Origin of the sequence: Rhodococcus sp. NPDC003318, from assembly GCF_042879035.1 — a bacterium.
Taxonomy (GTDB): Bacteria; Actinomycetota; Actinomycetes; order Mycobacteriales; family Mycobacteriaceae; genus Rhodococcus_G.
In genome coordinates this window covers 858,077-873,928 of record NZ_JBIAOU010000001.1, presented here as the reverse complement: position 1 = coordinate 873,928, position 15,852 = coordinate 858,077, and the positions used below count along the sequence as shown (strand labels likewise).

The window sequence follows — 15,852 nt, the reverse complement described above, 5'->3', positions numbered from 1 at the left end:
CAGAGACCGAGGAGAAGCGATGAGCGCGGTCACCACCAACCAGCCGCTGGGCACACCCACGTGGATCGACCTCGGCATCCCCGATCTGGAACAGGCGATGTCGTTCTACGGGGCGGTGTTCGGATGGGAGTTCGACGTCGGTCCGGAGGAGTTCGGGCGCTACACGATGTGCCTGCTGAGGGGGAAGAAGGTCGCGGCGATCATGCCGAATCCGGACGCCACCGAGTGCTGGTGGAACGTCTACCTGGCCACCGACGACGTCGACGCCACTCTCGCACGGTCCACGGCGGCGGGCGGAACGCTCCTGACCGAGCCGATGGACATCGCCGATCAGGGCCGGATGGCGATCGTCCGCGATCCGTCCGGGGCGCAGTTCGGATTGTGGCAGGGCGCGGCGCACGTCGGCTGCGAACTCGTCAACGAGGCGAGCACGCTGCTGCGCAACGACCTGGTGACGCCGAATCCCGGCCCGGCCCGTGAGTTCTACGCGGCGGTGTTCGACTTCACCCTCGACGGCAACCCCGACATGCCCGACGCCGACTTCACGTTCCTGCGCAGGCCCGACGGACACGAGATCGGCGGGATCATGGGCGACCTGGCCGCGACCGCGTCGTCGTGGGGCACGCTGTTCCAGGTCGAGGACGCGGACGCCGCCGTCGCCGCGGCCCGCGCGGCCGGCGGCACCGCGGACGACGCGCACGACATGCGGTACGGGCGGGTCGCGAACGTCACCGACCCGTTCGGTGCGCGGTTCACGGTGGGCGCGCCGCTGTCGGCGGCGCAGCAGTAGCGGTCGCGATCGCCCGGGTGGTGCCCGGTCACCGACGCGTCGGGTGACCGTTTCATTGGCCGAATCCGTCGGTGCGGTCCCGTACCCTCACCGCTGTGCACCTCAAGAGTCTGACGCTGAAGGGATTCAAGTCCTTCGCCTCCGCCACGACTCTGCGGTTCGAGCCCGGCATCACCTGCGTCGTCGGTCCCAACGGTTCGGGGAAGTCGAATGTCGTCGACGCCCTGACCTGGGTGATGGGCGAGCAGGGCGCAAAGGCGTTGCGCGGCGGCAAGATGGAGGACGTCATCTTCGCCGGTACCGCCGGCCGCGCCGCGTTGGGTCGCGCCGAGGTGACGTTGACGATCGACAACAGCGACGGCGCCCTGCCCATCGAGTACTCGGAGGTCTCGATCACCCGCCGGATGTTCCGGGACGGCGCCGGCGAGTACGAGATCAACGGGTCGAGTTGCCGGCTGATGGACGTGCAGGAACTGCTGTCGGATTCCGGGATCGGCCGCGAGATGCACGTGATCGTCGGGCAGGGCCGCCTGGCGGCGATCCTCGAATCCCGGCCCGAGGACCGCCGCGCCTTCGTCGAGGAGGCCGCGGGCGTCCTCAAGCACCGCAAACGCAAGGAGAAGGCGGTGCGCAAGCTGGACTCGATGCAGGCCAACCTGGCCCGCCTGACGGACCTGACCGCGGAACTGCGCCGCCAGCTCAAACCACTCGGCAGGCAGGCCGAGGTGGCCCGTCGGGCGCAGACCGTGCAGGCCGACCTGCGGGACGCGCGACTGCGCCTGGCCGCAGACGACCTCGTCACCCGCCGCGCGGAACTCGCATCGCAGGCCGAGTCGGAGGCGATGGTGCGGGCCCGGTTCGAGCAGGTGCAGGCCGAACTGGAGGTCGCGTCGGCTGAACTCGGTGCCCACGAGCAGGCTCTCGCGCGACTGACTCCGGGCGCCGAGGCCGCCGGCCAGACCTGGTTCCGGCTGTCCGCGCTCGCCGAACGGGTGGGTGCGACGATCCGGATCGCCGGCGAACGCGCCCGGCACCTCGACAGCGAGCCGGCCGAGCACCGCGGCCAGGATCCGGACCACCTCGAGGCCCAGGCCGACCGCGTCGCCGCGGAGGAACGAGAACTGCAGGAGGCGGTCGAGATCGCCCGGGCGACCCTCGACGCCGCGAAGGAACAGCTCGCCGAGTACGAGGAAGCCGCGGCCGCCGCCGAGCGCGCGCACCTGGCCGCGGTCCGTGCCGTCGCCGACCGTAGAGAAGGCCTGGCACGGTTGGCCGGTCAGGTGGACACCCTGCGCACCCGCGCCGAATCGGTGGACGCCGAGGTGGCCCGGCTGACGGTGGCGATCGACGAGGCCAGGGCTCGGGGTGACGCCGCCCAGGCCGAGTTCGAGACGGTCCAGCAGAAGATCGACGACCTCGACGCCGGGGAACTCGGGTTGGATTCGCACCACGAACGGTCCGTGGCGGCCCTCGACGCCGCCACGGCCCGCGTCACCGAGCTGCAGAACGCGGAACGGGCGGCCGGTCAGGAGGTCGCGTCGCTGCACGCCCGGATCGACGCGCTGGCGATCGGCCTGCAGCAGAAGGACGGCGCGGCCTGGCTCCTCGAGCACCACACCGGGGACGGCCTGATCGGGCCGCTCGCCGGTCAGCTGCGCATCACACCGGGCTACGAGACCGCGATCGCGGCCGCGCTCGGACCTGCCGCCGAGGCGATCGCCGCGCACAGTGCCGACGCCGCCCGCGAGGCGCTCTTGGCGCTGGAGGAGGCCGACGGGGGTCGAGCGGCGCTGGTCGTCGCGGGCGCCGCCCCCGAACCCACGGACACGGACCCGGTGCCGACGGGCGCGCGGCAGGCTCTCGACGTGGTCGACCATCCCGAGGCGCTCCGCGCGGCGCTGACCGCGTTGCTCGGGTCCGTCCTGGTCGTCGACGATCTCGCGACGGCGGCCGCCGTCGTCGCGGTGCGTCCGCGGGCACGGGCGGTGACCCGCGCCGGACACCTGGCCGGCGCCGGCTGGCTGGTCGGGGGGTCGGACCGCAAACCGTCCACGCTCGAGGTGCAGTCGGCGATCGACGCGTCACGGGACGCGCTCGCGGACGCGCGGCGCCGTTCCGACGAGCTGGCCGCCGCGCTGGCCGGCGCGCTGGCCGAGCAGGCGGACCGCACCGAGACGGCCGAGCAGGCACTGGCGGCGCTGCACGAGTCGGACGCGGCGATGTCCGCCATCTACGAGCAGCTCGGCAGGCTGGGGCAGCTCGCGCGGGCCGCCCACGGCGAATCGGATCGTCTCGCCGCCCAGCGAACCGCCGCCGAGAGCGGACGCGAGGAGGCCGTGACGGCGTTGCGGGAGCTCGAGGAGCGGCTCGCGCTGGCCCGCCGGGAGCAGTCGGACGGGGAGGACACCGGCACCGACAGCACCGACCGGGACGCCGCCGCAGCAGCGCTCGCCGAGGTCCGCGCGGTCGAGGTCGAGGCCCGGTTGACGCTGCGCACCGCCGAGGAACGCGCGGAATCCGTTCGCGGCAAGGCGGATTCGCTGCGCCGCGCGGCCCGCGCCGAGCGGGAGGCGCGGGCGAGGGCGCAGCGCGCGATGGCCGCGCGCAGGAACGCCGCGGCCGTGGCGGCGGCGGTCGCCGAGTCCGGCGCGCGGGTCGCCGCGCACCTGGACACCGTCGTCGCCTCGGCGCTCGCCCACCGCGACGAGCTCACCCGGCAGCGCGCCGAACGGACCGAGCAGGTCGAGATCGTCAAGGAACGGGTCCGCGAGTACACGGCGCAACTCGCCACACTCACCGACACCGTGCACCGCGACGAGATCGCCCGCGCCCAGGCCGCGACCCGGATCGAGCAGCTCGAGGCCGCGATCACCGAGCAGCACGGCATCGGCCTCGACGACCTGATCGCCGAGTACGGGCCGGACGTTCCACTGCCGCCGTCGGCGCTCGAGATCGCCGAGTACGAACAGGCCCGCGACCGCGGGGAGGCCGTCGTCGCTCCGACCCCGATGCCGTACGACCGGGCGTCCCAGGAACGTCGGGCCACACGCGCCGAGAAGGACCTCGCCACGCTCGGCAAGGTGAACCCGCTCGCACTCGAGGAGTTCGCGGCGCTCGAGGAGCGGTACAACTTCCTGTCCACCCAGTTCGAGGACGTCAAGACCGCCCGCAAGGACCTGCTCGGCGTCGTCGCCGACGTCGACGCCCGCATCCTGCAGGTGTTCACCGAGGCCTACGCCGATGTGGAACGCGAATTCGGCGAGGTGTTCGCGACACTGTTCCCCGGCGGCGAGGGCAGGCTCGTGCTCACCGACCCGACCGACATGCTCACCACCGGCATCGAGGTCGAGGCGCGGCCACCGGGCAAGAAGGTCAAGCGGCTGTCGCTGCTCTCGGGCGGCGAGAAGTCCTTGACCGCCGTCGCGATGCTCGTCGCGATCTTCCGGGCCCGGCCGTCCCCGTTCTACGTGATGGACGAGGTCGAAGCGGCACTCGACGACACCAACCTGCGTCGGCTGATCCGCCTGTTCGAGCAGTTGCGGGAGAGGTCGCAACTGATCGTCATCACCCACCAGAAGCCCACGATGGAGATCGCCGACGCCCTCTACGGCGTGAGCATGCGCGGTGACGGCATCACCCAGGTCATCTCGCAGCGGCTGCGCGGACACGACCTCGCGCTGCCCGAGACGGCGGCGGAGTAGCCCGGCCCGGGCACGCGCACCGGCGCCTGGACGGCGCCGTCCGGTCGGGGCTGGGATGCCGCCGGGTGGGCACGTCGACCGGTGGTACTTCGGACATCCGACGCGCGGGGTTCGACGTGGTTCCCCGGCATCGCTGCGGCCTGAGAGTATGTCCCGGTGACTACCGGAGCATGGATCGCAATCGCCGCCGTACTGGCCGTCCTCATCGTCGCACTCGTCGTCGGCACGGTGCTGTACCGGAAGCGGCAGGTCAGCCTGACGCCGAAGGCCGACCAGCCCGAGGCGCTCGGTGAGGCCAAGGACCGATCCGGGGGCTACAAGTCAGCCGGCGGATTCAGCTTCAGCGAGGGTGGGACCACGACTGCGCCTCCCGCGCCGGCGCCGAAACCGGTCGAGCCGAAGATCGTCGAGAAGCCCCTCGTCGAGAAGCCGGTCGAGGTCGAGAAGCCGGTCGTGCAGGCTCCGGCCGAATCGCCCGTCGTCGAGCAGGCTCCGCAGGCACCGGTGTCCGAGACCGCCCCGGTCGTCGAGGAGCCGGTCGTCGAGGAGCCGGTCGTCGAGAAGCCGGTTGCGGAGGAGTCCGCCGTCGCGGAGCCGGTCGCGGAGTCGGCGCCGCCGGTCGAGGAGGCCGCACCCGCCGAGATCCCGGTCGTCGAGGAGCCGGTGGTCGAGGAGCCGGTGGTCGAGGAGCCGGCCGCCGCGCCGGTCGCCGCGGAACCCGAGGTGGCCGCCCCGGTCGTCGAGGAGATCGCCCCGACCGCCGGGCGCCTCGACCGGCTCCGGGGCCGGCTCGCGCGGTCCCAGAACGCGGTCGGAAAGTCCCTGCTCGGTCTGCTCGGCGGTGGTGACCTCGACGAGGACTCGTGGGAGGAGATCGAGGACACCCTGATCATCGCCGACCTCGGCAGCGCGGTCACCGAGGAGGTCGTCGGGAAGCTGCGCTCCGAGATCGCAGCGGGCACGGTCACGACCGAGGCGCAGGCCCGCGCGATGCTGCGCAAGGTCCTGGTCGAGGCCCTGCACCCGGAGATGGACCGGTCGATCAGGGCGCTGCCCCACGACGCCACGCCCGGTGTGCTGCTGGTGGTCGGGGTCAACGGGACCGGCAAGACCACCAGCACCGGCAAGCTCGCACGGGTGCTCGTCGCGGACGGACGGCGGGTGCTGCTCGGCGCCGCCGACACCTTCCGGGCCGCGGCGGCGGACCAGCTGCAGACCTGGGCGGAACGGGTGGGTGCGGAGGTCGTCCGGGGCAAGGAGGGCGCCGATCCCGCCGCGATCGCCTTCGACTCGGTGACCAAGGGCATCGACACCGGTGTCGACGTCGTCATCGTCGACACCGCCGGCCGCCTGCACACCAAGTCGGGTCTGATGGACGAGCTCGGCAAGGTCAAGCGGGTGGTGGAGAAGCGGGCCGTGGTGGACGAGGTGCTGTTGGTGCTCGACGCGACGATCGGGCAGAACGGGCTCGTGCAGGCCCGGGTGTTCGCCGAGGTCGTGGACATCACCGGAGTGGTGCTCACCAAGCTCGACGGCACGGCCAAGGGCGGCATCGTGTTCCAGGTCCAGCACGAACTCGGTGTCCCGGTGAAGCTGGTCGGGCTCGGCGAGGGCGCCGACGACCTGGCACCGTTCGAGCCGGAGGCGTTCGTCGACGCGCTCCTCGGCTGAGGCCCGGCCGGGGCTCACGGGCTCCGATTGTGCGCGGTTCTCGTCGTGAAACCTGAATGCAACACATGGCCGGGATGCGTTCACTCGAGCGAAACGCGGGAGCGTCACGGAAGAAACACCGAGTGAGCAGTCTTCTCTTCAAGTCGAAAAAGCCGCGAGCAGCGGACGACGTGACGAAGGAGGAGGCACAAGGTGGAATTCCCGACTATCGGAGCACCGGACGCCGGTGACACCGCGTGGATGCTGGCAAGCGCCGCGCTGGTGTTGCTGATGACGCCCGGACTGGCGTTCTTCTACGGCGGCATGGTCCGCGCGAAGAACGCCCTGAACATGATCATGATGAGCGTCGGCGCGATGGGTGTCGTCGGCGTGCTGTGGGCGCTCTACGGTTACTCGGTCGCCTTCGGTGAGGACAAGGGCGGTGTGATCGGCGACCCGTTCCAGTTCTTCGGACTCAAGGGTCTGTTCGGTGGCTCCTACCTGGCGGACGCCGACACGGGGGCGGCGGCCGCGATTCCGCTCGTCGGCACCATCCCGGCAACCGTGTTCGTCGCCTTCCAGGCGATGTTCGCGATCATCACGGTCGCACTGATCTCCGGTGCCGTCGCGGACCGCCTCCGGTTCGGTCCGTGGCTGCTGTTCGCCGGACTGTGGGCAACCATCGTGTACTTCCCGGTCGCGCACTGGGTCTTCTCGTTCGACGGCGTCACCGCCGAGACCGGCGGATGGATCGCGAACAAGCTCAAGGCGATCGACTTCGCAGGCGGCACCGCGGTGCACATCAACGCCGGTATCGCGGGCCTGGTGCTCGCGCTCGTCCTCGGCAAGCGTCGCGGTTGGCCGACCACCCCGTTCCGCCCGCACAACCTGCCGTTCGTCATGCTCGGTGCCGGGCTGCTGTGGTTCGGCTGGTTCGGCTTCAACGCCGGATCCGCGGTCGGCTCCAACGGCATCGCCGGCGCCGCGTTCGTCACCACCCTGATCGCCACCGCCGCCGCGATGCTGGCCTGGCTGCTCGTCGAGCGGATTCGTGACGGTCACGCCACCACCCTCGGTGGTGCGTCCGGCATCGTCGCGGGCCTCGTCGCGATCACGCCGTCCTGCTCCTCGGTCAACGTGGTCGGCGCCCTCGCCATCGGTGTCGTCGCCGGCGCGCTCTGCGCCCTCGCGGTCGGACTGAAGTACCGCTTCGGCTTCGACGACTCCCTCGACGTCGTCGGTGTGCACCTCGTCGGCGGCATCGTCGGCACGCTCATGGTCGGCTTCGTCGCGACGGCGGAGGCCCCCGCGGCAGTCGACGGCCTGTTCTATGGTGGTGGCTTCGACCAGCTGTGGCGTCAGGCGGTCGGTGCGGGAGCGGTGCTCCTGTACTCGCTCGTCGCAACCACCATCGTCGCGTTCATCGTGAAGTTCACGATCGGTCTGCGGGTGAGTGACGAGGCCGAGGCCCGCGGCCTGGACGATACTGAGCACGCTGAGACCGCCTACGACTTCGCCGCGCTCGGCGGCGCGTCGTCGGTGGGTTCGGCACACTCGGCACCGGTGCGCACGTCCGTCAGGGAGGCATGAATTCAATGAAGCTCATTACCGCAATCGTCAAGCCGTTCACTCTCGAGGACGTCAAGACCGGACTCGAACAGGCGGGCGTGCTGGGCATGACCGTCAGCGAGGTCCAGGGCTACGGCCGTCAGAAGGGCCACACCGAGGTCTACCGGGGAGCCGAGTACTCGGTCGACTTCGTGCCGAAGGTCCGCGTGGAGGTCGTCGTCGACGACAGCGCCGTGGACAAGGTCGTCGAGGTGATCGTCGAGGCCGCCCGCACCGGCAAGATCGGTGACGGCAAGGTGTGGGTCAGCCCCGTCGAGTCCGTCATCCGCGTTCGCACCGGCGAACGGGGTGCGGATGCGCTCTGACCCGACTGGGTCCGGATCTGGTGGCCCCGATCCCGTCGCTGTGTCGGCGGGGTCGGGGCCGCCCCCGTATTCAGGGAATCAGCCGCCCGCCGCTTCAGGAATTCAGCCGCCCGCCGCTACAGGAATTCAGCCGCCCGCCGCTACAGGAATTCAGCGGCCCGCCGCTTCAGGAATTCAGCGGCCCGCCGCCGGGGGAAAGAACATGCACACTTCGCAGAACATCGTCGCCGCCGACGATCTGGTCCGTGCCCGGAAACAATTGTTGGACGGCGGTTCCCGCACCCGCAGGCTCGATGCCCCGGCGCTGCGGCAGGCTCTGGTCGATCTCAACGAGTTCTGGTTGACCACCAAGGGAGCCGAACTCGGCATCAAACCCGACAGTGGATTCGCGATCGTGGCGGTGGGCGGACTCGGCCGTCGTGAACTGCTGCCCTACTCGGATCTCGATCTGCTGTTGCTGCACGACGACATGGATCCCGACGTCGTCTCGCAGGTCGCGGATCGGCTCTGGTATCCGCTGTGGGACGCGCACATCAAGCTCGATCACAGTGTGCGCACGGTGCCGCAGGCACTGCAGGTCGCCTCGACCGACCTGACCGCCGCGATGGGGCTGCTCGAGGCCCGGCACATCGCCGGTGACCCGGAACTGACGAACCTGTTGATCGGCGGGGTGCGCAGGCAGTGGCGGACCGGGATCCGGGCGCGTTTCGACGAGCTGGTCGAGATGACTCGGGCCCGCTGGTCGCGGAGCGGTGAGATCGCACACCGGGCCGAGCCGGACATCAAGAACGGGCGCGGCGGTCTGCGGGACGTGCAGTTGCTCGACGCGTTGGCGATCGCCCAGGTGGCCGATGTCGCGGCCGGTCTCGGACCGGACGCCCCGGGCGGCGGGATGGCGTCCGCGCACGACAGGCTGCTCGATGTCCGCACCGAACTGCACCGGGTCGCCGGGCGGGCGCGTGATCAGCTGCGCGCCCAGGACGCCGACGAGATCGGTGCCGCGCTCCGGATCGGCGACCGCTTCGACCTGGCCCGGACCCTGAGCGACTCGGCGCGCACGATCAGCTACTCGGTCGACGTCGGGCTGCGGACGGCCGCGAACGGTCTGCCGCGCCGCGGACTGTCCCGGCTGCGCCGGGTACCCGTGCGGCGACCGCTCGACGAGGGTGTCGTGCAGCACGGCGGCGAGGTGGTGCTCGCGCGGGACGCGAAGCCGACGAAGGATCCGGGCCTGATCATGCGGGTGGCCGCCGCCGCGGCGCAGACCGGGATGCCGATGTCGTCGTCGACGCTGGGCAGGCTGTCGGACAGCGCGCCGGAGCTGCGGGAACCGTGGCCGAAGGAGGCCCTCGCCGACCTGCTGGTGCTGCTGGGGTCGGGGCCGCGGACGGCCGCGGTGATCGAGGCGCTGGACCGGACCGGACTGTGGGGCCGGCTCCTGCCGGAGTGGGGTGCGGTGCGCGACCTGCCGCCGCGCGACGCCGTGCACACGTGGACCGTCGACCGTCACCTGGTCGAGACCGCGGTCCAGGTGAGCGCGTTCACCACTCGCGTCACCCGACCGGATCTGCTGGTACTGGGCGCGCTGCTGCACGACATCGGCAAGGGCCGCGGCGGCGATCACAGCGTCGTGGGCGCCGAACTGGCCACCCAGATCGGCAACCGGCTCGGACTGTGGCCGTCGGACGTCGCGGTGCTCAGCGCGATGGTCCGGCACCACCTGCTGCTGCCGGAGACCGCCACGCGCCGGGACCTCGACGACCCGGCGACGGTGCAGATGGTCGCCGACGCGCTCGGGCACGACTCGATCCTGCTGGAACTGCTGTACACGCTGGCCGAGGCGGATTCGCTGGCCACGGGTCCGGGAGTGTGGGGCGACTGGAAGGCGTCGCTGATCGGGGAACTGGTCCGCCGGTGCCGGCTGGTCATGGCGGGCGAACCGCTGCCCGAGCCGGATCCGATCGACCCGGAGCACGCCGCGCTCGCCGCGGAGGGCGGCGTGCACGTGATGCTCACGCCCGCGGAGGGGCCGCACACCTACACGGTGACGGTGATTGCTCCGGACGTGCCGGGTCTGCTGTCCGACGCGGCCGGTGTGCTGGCCCTGCACTCGCTGCGGGTGCTCTCGGCGTCCGTGGGCAGTCACGGGGGAGCGGCGGTGAACTCGTTCACCGTGTCACCGCGGTTCGGTGCGCCGCCGCAGGCCGGGTTGCTGCGGCAGGAACTGATCCGGGCCACCGCGGGTGAGCTCGATCTGATCGCGTTGCTCGAGGAGAAGGAACGCGTCGCCAAGGAGGAGGCGGCGCTGGAACTCGGGTCCACCGGAGTCCCCGTGCAGTACGCGCAGGCTCCGCCGCGCCTGATCTGGTTCGAGACGGCGGTCGACGGACAGGTGATCGTGGAGCTGCGCACCGAGGACCGGCTCGGGTTGCTGTGCCGCCTGGCGACCGTTCTCGAGCGGTACGGCGCCGACGTGCGGTGGGCGAAGGTGGCAACGCTCGGCAACTCGGTCGTCGACGCGTTCTGCCTGAACCTCGGTCACTCGGATTCCCGGGTGACGCGCGAGGAGCTCGAGGCGGCGATTCTCGAGGTCGTGCCCGCGCCACCGCCGCCGAAGAAGGACGGGGAGGAGGGGGGCGCGCCCGGAAGCGGCTAGGCTGGGGCGCAACGTTCCCTCAGCCACGCCCAGACCGTTTCGCGTGGTCCACGACCAGCCAGGAGCCCGATCGGTGTTCGAATCCCTTTCCGACAGGTTGACAGGTGCTCTCAAGGACCTGCGCGGCAAGGGCCGGCTGTCCGGCGCCGACATCGATGCCACGTGCAGGGAGATCCGGCTCGCCCTGCTCGAGGCCGATGTCGCGTTGCCGGTGGTCCGGTCCTTCATCTCGCGGATCAAGGAGCGCGCGAAGGGCGCCGAGGTCTCCGGTGCACTGAACCCGGCGCAGCAGGTCGTCAAGATCGTCAACGAGGAGCTCGTCGGGATCCTCGGTGGCGAGACGCGGCGACTGCAGTTCGCGAAGACGCCGCCCACGGTGATCATGCTGGCCGGTCTGCAGGGTTCCGGTAAGACGACCCTGGCCGGCAAGCTGGCGAAGTGGCTCGCCGGGCAGGGGCACACCCCGCTGCTCGTGGCGTGTGACCTGCAGCGTCCCGGCGCGGTCAGCCAGCTCCAGATCGTCGGCGAGCGTGCCGGGGCCGCGGTCTTCGCGCCGCACCCCGGCACCTCGATCGGTGGCGGTGAGAACGAACTCGGCCAGTCCGCCGCCGACCCGGTCGACGTTGCACGACGTGGTGTCGAGGAGGCGAGGGCCAAGCACTACGACGTCGTCATCGTCGACACCGCTGGTCGTCTCGGCATCGACGAGGAACTGATGTCGCAGGCGGCGGGCATCCGTGACGCCGTCCAGCCCGACGAGGTGCTGTTCGTCCTCGACGCGATGACCGGTCAGGACGCCGTACACACGGCCGAGGCCTTCCAGTCCGGCGTCGGGTTCAACGGTGTCGTGCTGACCAAGCTCGACGGCGACGCACGCGGTGGTGCCGCGCTGAGCGTCCGCGAGATCACCGGCCAGCCGATCATGTTCGCGTCCACCGGCGAGAAGCTCGACGACTTCGACGTCTTCCACCCCGACCGGATGTCGAGCCGGATCCTCGGCATGGGCGACGTGCTCACCCTGATCGAGCAGGCCGAGCAGGTCTTCGACGCCAAGCAGGCCGAGGCCGCGGCGCAGAAGATCGGGTCCGGTGAGCTGACCCTCGAGGACTTCCTCGAGCAGATGATGGCCGTCCGCAAGATGGGGCCGATCGGCAACCTGCTCGGCATGCTGCCCGGTGCCGGGCAGATGAAGGACGCGCTGGCGCAGGTCGACGACAAGCAGCTCGACCGGATCCAGGCGATCATCCGCGGCATGACGCCGCAGGAGCGCGCCAACCCGAAGATCATCAACGCGTCCCGCCGGCTGCGGATCGCGAACGGTTCCGGCGTGAAGGTCTCCGACGTCAACCAGCTGGTGGACCGGTTCTTCGAGGCCCGCAAGATGATGACGGCGATGGCCGGCCGGATGGGCATGCCCGGTGCCCGCACCCAGCGTTCCAAGAAGGGCAAGAAGGGCAAGAAGGGCGGTCGCGGCCCGACTCCACCGAAGGTACGGGGCGGTTTCCCCGGTATGCCTGCCGGGGGCTTCCCGGGCCTGCCCGCCGGGATGGACCTGTCGAAGATGCCGAAGGGGCTCGACGAGTTGCCGCCCGGCCTCGAGGGTCTGGACCTGTCCCAGCTCAAGCTGCCGAAGAACTAGCCGATGGCGCTGCGGCTGCGCGGGCGGGCTCTGCCCGGCGAACAGGACGTCGAACTGTGGATCGGCGACGACGGACTCCTCTCCACCGACCCGATCCCCGGCGCCCGGCCGCTCACCGACACCGGGTGGATTCTCCCGGGGCTGGTCGACGCGCACTGTCACATCGGCATCCGGTACGGCGGCGGACACGAGGACGCCGACGGAGTGGTCGCCCAGGCGGAGACCGAGCGTGACCGTGGTGTGCTGCTGGTGCGCGATGCCGGCTCGCCGGTCGACACGCGGCACCTCGACGACCGCCGCGACCTGCCACGGATCATCCGTGCCGGCAGGCACCTGGCGATGGCCAAGCGGTACATCCGCGGGCTGCCGATCGACCTCGAGGACGAGTCGCAGCTGCCGGATGCCGTGGCCGAGCAGGCGCGGCGCGGCGACGGCTGGGTCAAGCTCGTCGGCGACTGGATCGACCGTGAGGTCGGGGACCTGCGTCCGCTCTGGAGCGATGCGATCCTGAAGGAGGCGATCGCCGCGGCGCACCGGGAAGGTGCCCGGGTGACCGCGCACGTGTTCGGTGAGGACGCGCTGCCCGGACTGATCGAGGCGGGTATCGACTGCATCGAACACGGCACCGGCCTGACCGAGTCCACGATCGAGATGATGGTCGAGCGCGGCACCGCACTGGTGCCGACCCTGATCAACATCGCGACGTTCCCGGAGATCGCCGACTCCGCGACCCGGTTCCCGGTGTACGCGGCGCACATGCGCGACCTGCACTCCCGGGTCGGTGCGACGATCGGCGCCGCCCACGATGCCGGGATCCCGATCTACGCGGGCACCGACGCCGGCGGCTCCATCCGGCACGGGCGGATCGCCGACGAGGTCGCCGCGCTGTCCGCGGTCGGGCTGGGCCCGACGACGGCGCTCGGCGCCGCGTGCTGGGACGCCCGCGCATGGCTCGGTCATCCCGGTCTCGAGCCCGGCGCACCCGCCGATCTCGTCGTCTACGACCAGGATCCGCGCACCGGGCCGGAGGTGCTGGCGCAACCCGACCTGGTGGTGCTGCGCGGCGAGGTCGTGACCAGGCGCGGCCGCTTCGCGTAGTGGGACGGATCCGCGTTGCCGGTCACGGTTACGCGATCGCGTCGAGTGCGGTGATGACCGCCGCGACGTCGGTGCTTTCCGCGGCGCGAATGTGCCGCACCACGGTGGCGACCGGTTCGGGCTGGTCGGCAACGATCCTGCCGAGGAACTTCGCCTTCCCGTCGAGTACGTCGCTCGCCGGTCCCACGAACGCCGACGGGGTCATCGAGATCACCGTCGCGGCGCGCCATGCGTCGTCGCGGGCGGCCTCCACGCTGAACCGCAGGGCCAGCTCCGCGCTGTCACCACCGAGCTGTGTCAGCTCGCCCAGGCGTGGCGAGAAGGTCTCGACCACTGCACGCACCTGCGGGACGAGCGACGCGAGAATGTCGTTCAGGCGGTCGAAGTCGGCGCGGAAACCCGACAGTGCGGTGTCACGGAAGGTCGTGCCCGCGACCACCGCGAGGTCGAGGTTGATGTGCGCGTTGATGCCCAGCAGGAGGTTCTGCAGAATGATCTGGTTCCCGGACCCGGCGCGCTCGAATGCGAAAAGCCAGGCGCGGCTGGGCTGCCCACCCGCGGCGAAGGTGTCGTAAGCGGAGAAGTACGCGTTGGCGAACCGGGCGTCGAATCGGGACATGCGGGGCCCGTCGTCGAACAGACCGGTGTCGATCCCCTTCTTCACCTCGATCGTGACCTGACGGTACAGCGCTGCGAAGTACCCGAGCGGGTCGCGCCGCGACTTCGTCGTCTCGACCATTCCGGACAGGATGGACAGCACGTCGTCGATGGTTGTGGCCTGCATGTCGTACCCCCCGGACATCCGACATCGATCTGGTCAGCGTACGTCCCACACCGGTGCGTCACGCCCGAAACCGCCGGCGCGTCAGCCGATGCAGCCGTCCCCGCCGTCGCCGGCACGGGCGGTGAACCGGATCTCGCTGATCGAGGTGACGTCGTTGAACGGTGCCGACTGCTGGCCGGCGCGGTTGGTGACCGGCTGACCGTCGATCGTCTCGAGCACGGTGAGCGTCGCGGTGCGGGCGGTGGTGTCGACGGGGGCGGTCAGGATGCCGCGACGCGGTTCGAGCCGCTGTTCGACGGTGGTGCCGTCGTCGAACGTCCACTTCACCTTCGTGACCTTGCGGTTCTGCGCGAACCGGTCGGAGCCGTCGGGATCGGTCTTGTCGTGACCCGGGTCGAGTCCGACGGTGGCCAACTGCACGGTGCAGGGGAAGCTGATCGCGAGGACCTGGCCCTGGGTGCCCTTGCAGCGCCATGCGGTGGTGACGTCGCCGTCCACCACGTTCGCCGCCTCGTAGGCGTGGGTGCGTCCGGTCGAGTCGACGGCGGGCGGCTGCGGCGTGCAGGTGGGCAGGACCGCGGTCGGCGTGACCGCGACGGTCTCGGTGTCCTCGCCGAAGTCGACACCGTTTCCATCGCCGAGGTCAACGCCGGACAGCCCGCCCTGCTCCTCCGGTGCCGCGCTGCCTGCGACGGTGCCGGTGTCGTCGGCGAGTGCCTGATTGAGCAGCCATCCGCCGCCGGCGAGCACAGCCAGCACCGCCGCGATCGCGGTGAGCACGACGAGCCAGCCGCGCACCGACAGTGGCGGTCCGCCGGATTCGGGTGGGCCGGGGGGTGGGGTAGGGGCGCTGGCGGTCATGTGCCCTCCGCTTTCGGCTCGGACCCGGTCGTGGTCGGCGCGGCCTGCGACGGGAGCGGGGTGGTCTCGGCCGCCTCGGACGGCACCTCCGTCCTGGCGAGCACGGCGGTCGGTGCGGCGTCCGCCGGAGGGGTCGGTTCCGGCGGCAGGAACGGCTCGTGGGCGGGTTCCGGTGTGCGGCGCGCCTGGGCGAGACCGACGTCGTAGGCGAGGGCGACGAATGCGACGACCGCCTGCGTTGCCGCGAGCGCGAGGACCGTGACGCCGGCCCATCCGAGTCCGATCACCACCGATTCGGTGCCGTCGGCCGCGCTGCCGATCAGATCCGCAGGAGTGGTGACGTTGCCGACGACGATCAGGAGGAAGACGGCGAGCAGGACGCCGGTTGTCGAGGCGGCGGTCGCGATCGCGTGCAGGACGGGTGTGGCTCCGCGGACGTGCGCGATGCGGGGCAGCGTCGACAGCCCCGCGACGAGACCGGCCAACAGCAGGGCCGCCACAACCGTCATACCCTGCGGCAGGGCGTATCCGCTGACGGTGACCACGCCCGCCGACGTGTGTGCGGTCAGGTAGGGGCCGAGACCGACGAGAAGCGCGGCCAGGCCGAGGAGCGCGACCACGGAGGCGAGGGCGACCGCACGACCGCGTTCGGGTGCGGGGGGACCGTCGGCGAAACTGGGGAACGGGGGAGTGCTCGGCTGGGTCGGTGACGGTGGCGAGGTCGACAACACCGTTGCCC

At 71.0% G+C, this 15,852-nt stretch carries 11 protein-coding genes; 8 read left to right on the top strand and 3 right to left on the bottom strand.

Annotated features, from left to right (window positions below; all coding sequences use genetic code 11):
• Positions 1–19 precede the first annotated feature (19 nt).
• The 8 genes from ACFYVR_RS03880 (at position 20) to ACFYVR_RS03845 (ending at position 13,468) form a co-directional block, all read left to right on the top strand.
• Positions 20–790, top strand: coding sequence for a VOC family protein (locus ACFYVR_RS03880; protein ID WP_387469778.1), 771 nt, complete (start codon positions 20–22; stop codon positions 788–790).
• A gap of 95 nt (positions 791–885) precedes the next feature.
• On the top strand, positions 886–4,491 hold the full coding sequence (gene smc / locus ACFYVR_RS03875) for a chromosome segregation protein SMC (protein WP_387469776.1): 3,606 nt from the start codon (positions 886–888) through the stop codon (positions 4,489–4,491).
• A 156-nt stretch (positions 4,492–4,647) separates the two neighbouring features.
• Positions 4,648–6,162, top strand: coding sequence for a signal recognition particle-docking protein FtsY (gene ftsY, locus ACFYVR_RS03870; RefSeq protein WP_387469774.1), 1,515 nt, complete (start codon positions 4,648–4,650; stop codon positions 6,160–6,162).
• 192 nt (positions 6,163–6,354) lie between these two features.
• Positions 6,355–7,731, top strand: coding sequence for an ammonium transporter (locus tag ACFYVR_RS03865; RefSeq protein WP_387469772.1), 1,377 nt, complete (start codon positions 6,355–6,357; stop codon positions 7,729–7,731).
• A gap of 5 nt (positions 7,732–7,736) precedes the next feature.
• Positions 7,737–8,075: a P-II family nitrogen regulator gene (locus ACFYVR_RS03860; protein WP_378423199.1), complete on the top strand. Its 339-nt coding sequence runs from the start codon at positions 7,737–7,739 to the stop codon at positions 8,073–8,075.
• Complete coding sequence (locus ACFYVR_RS03855) at positions 8,065–10,731, top strand: [protein-PII] uridylyltransferase (RefSeq protein WP_387469770.1); 2,667 nt, start codon at positions 8,065–8,067, stop codon at positions 10,729–10,731. The genes ACFYVR_RS03860 and ACFYVR_RS03855 overlap by 11 nt, the downstream gene beginning before the upstream one ends.
• A 73-nt stretch (positions 10,732–10,804) precedes the next feature.
• Positions 10,805–12,370: a signal recognition particle protein gene (gene ffh / locus ACFYVR_RS03850; protein WP_387469768.1), complete on the top strand. Its 1,566-nt coding sequence runs from the start codon at positions 10,805–10,807 to the stop codon at positions 12,368–12,370.
• A 3-nt stretch (positions 12,371–12,373) separates the two neighbouring features.
• Positions 12,374–13,468, top strand: coding sequence for an amidohydrolase family protein (locus ACFYVR_RS03845; protein ID WP_387469766.1), 1,095 nt, complete (start codon positions 12,374–12,376; stop codon positions 13,466–13,468).
• Positions 13,469–13,496: 28 nt separating this feature from the next.
• On the opposite strand, the gene ACFYVR_RS03840 is transcribed toward ACFYVR_RS03845, so the two are convergent.
• The 3 genes from ACFYVR_RS03840 to ACFYVR_RS03830 all read right to left on the bottom strand — a co-directional run bounded on the left by ACFYVR_RS03840 (position 13,497) and on the right by ACFYVR_RS03830 (position 15,844).
• On the bottom strand, positions 13,497–14,252 hold the full coding sequence (locus tag ACFYVR_RS03840; RefSeq protein ID WP_387469764.1) for a DUF5995 family protein: 756 nt from the start codon (positions 14,250–14,252) through the stop codon (positions 13,497–13,499).
• A gap of 81 nt (positions 14,253–14,333) precedes the next feature.
• Positions 14,334–15,113, bottom strand: a complete 780-nt coding sequence (locus ACFYVR_RS03835; protein WP_387469762.1) for an NADase-type glycan-binding domain-containing protein — start codon at positions 15,111–15,113, stop codon at positions 14,334–14,336.
• A complete protein-coding gene (locus tag ACFYVR_RS03830; protein WP_387469760.1) occupies positions 15,110–15,844 on the bottom strand; it encodes a DUF5336 domain-containing protein in 735 nt (244 codons plus the stop codon). Before ACFYVR_RS03830 ends, ACFYVR_RS03835 begins: the two co-directional genes overlap by 4 nt.
• Positions 15,845–15,852 lie beyond the last annotated feature (8 nt).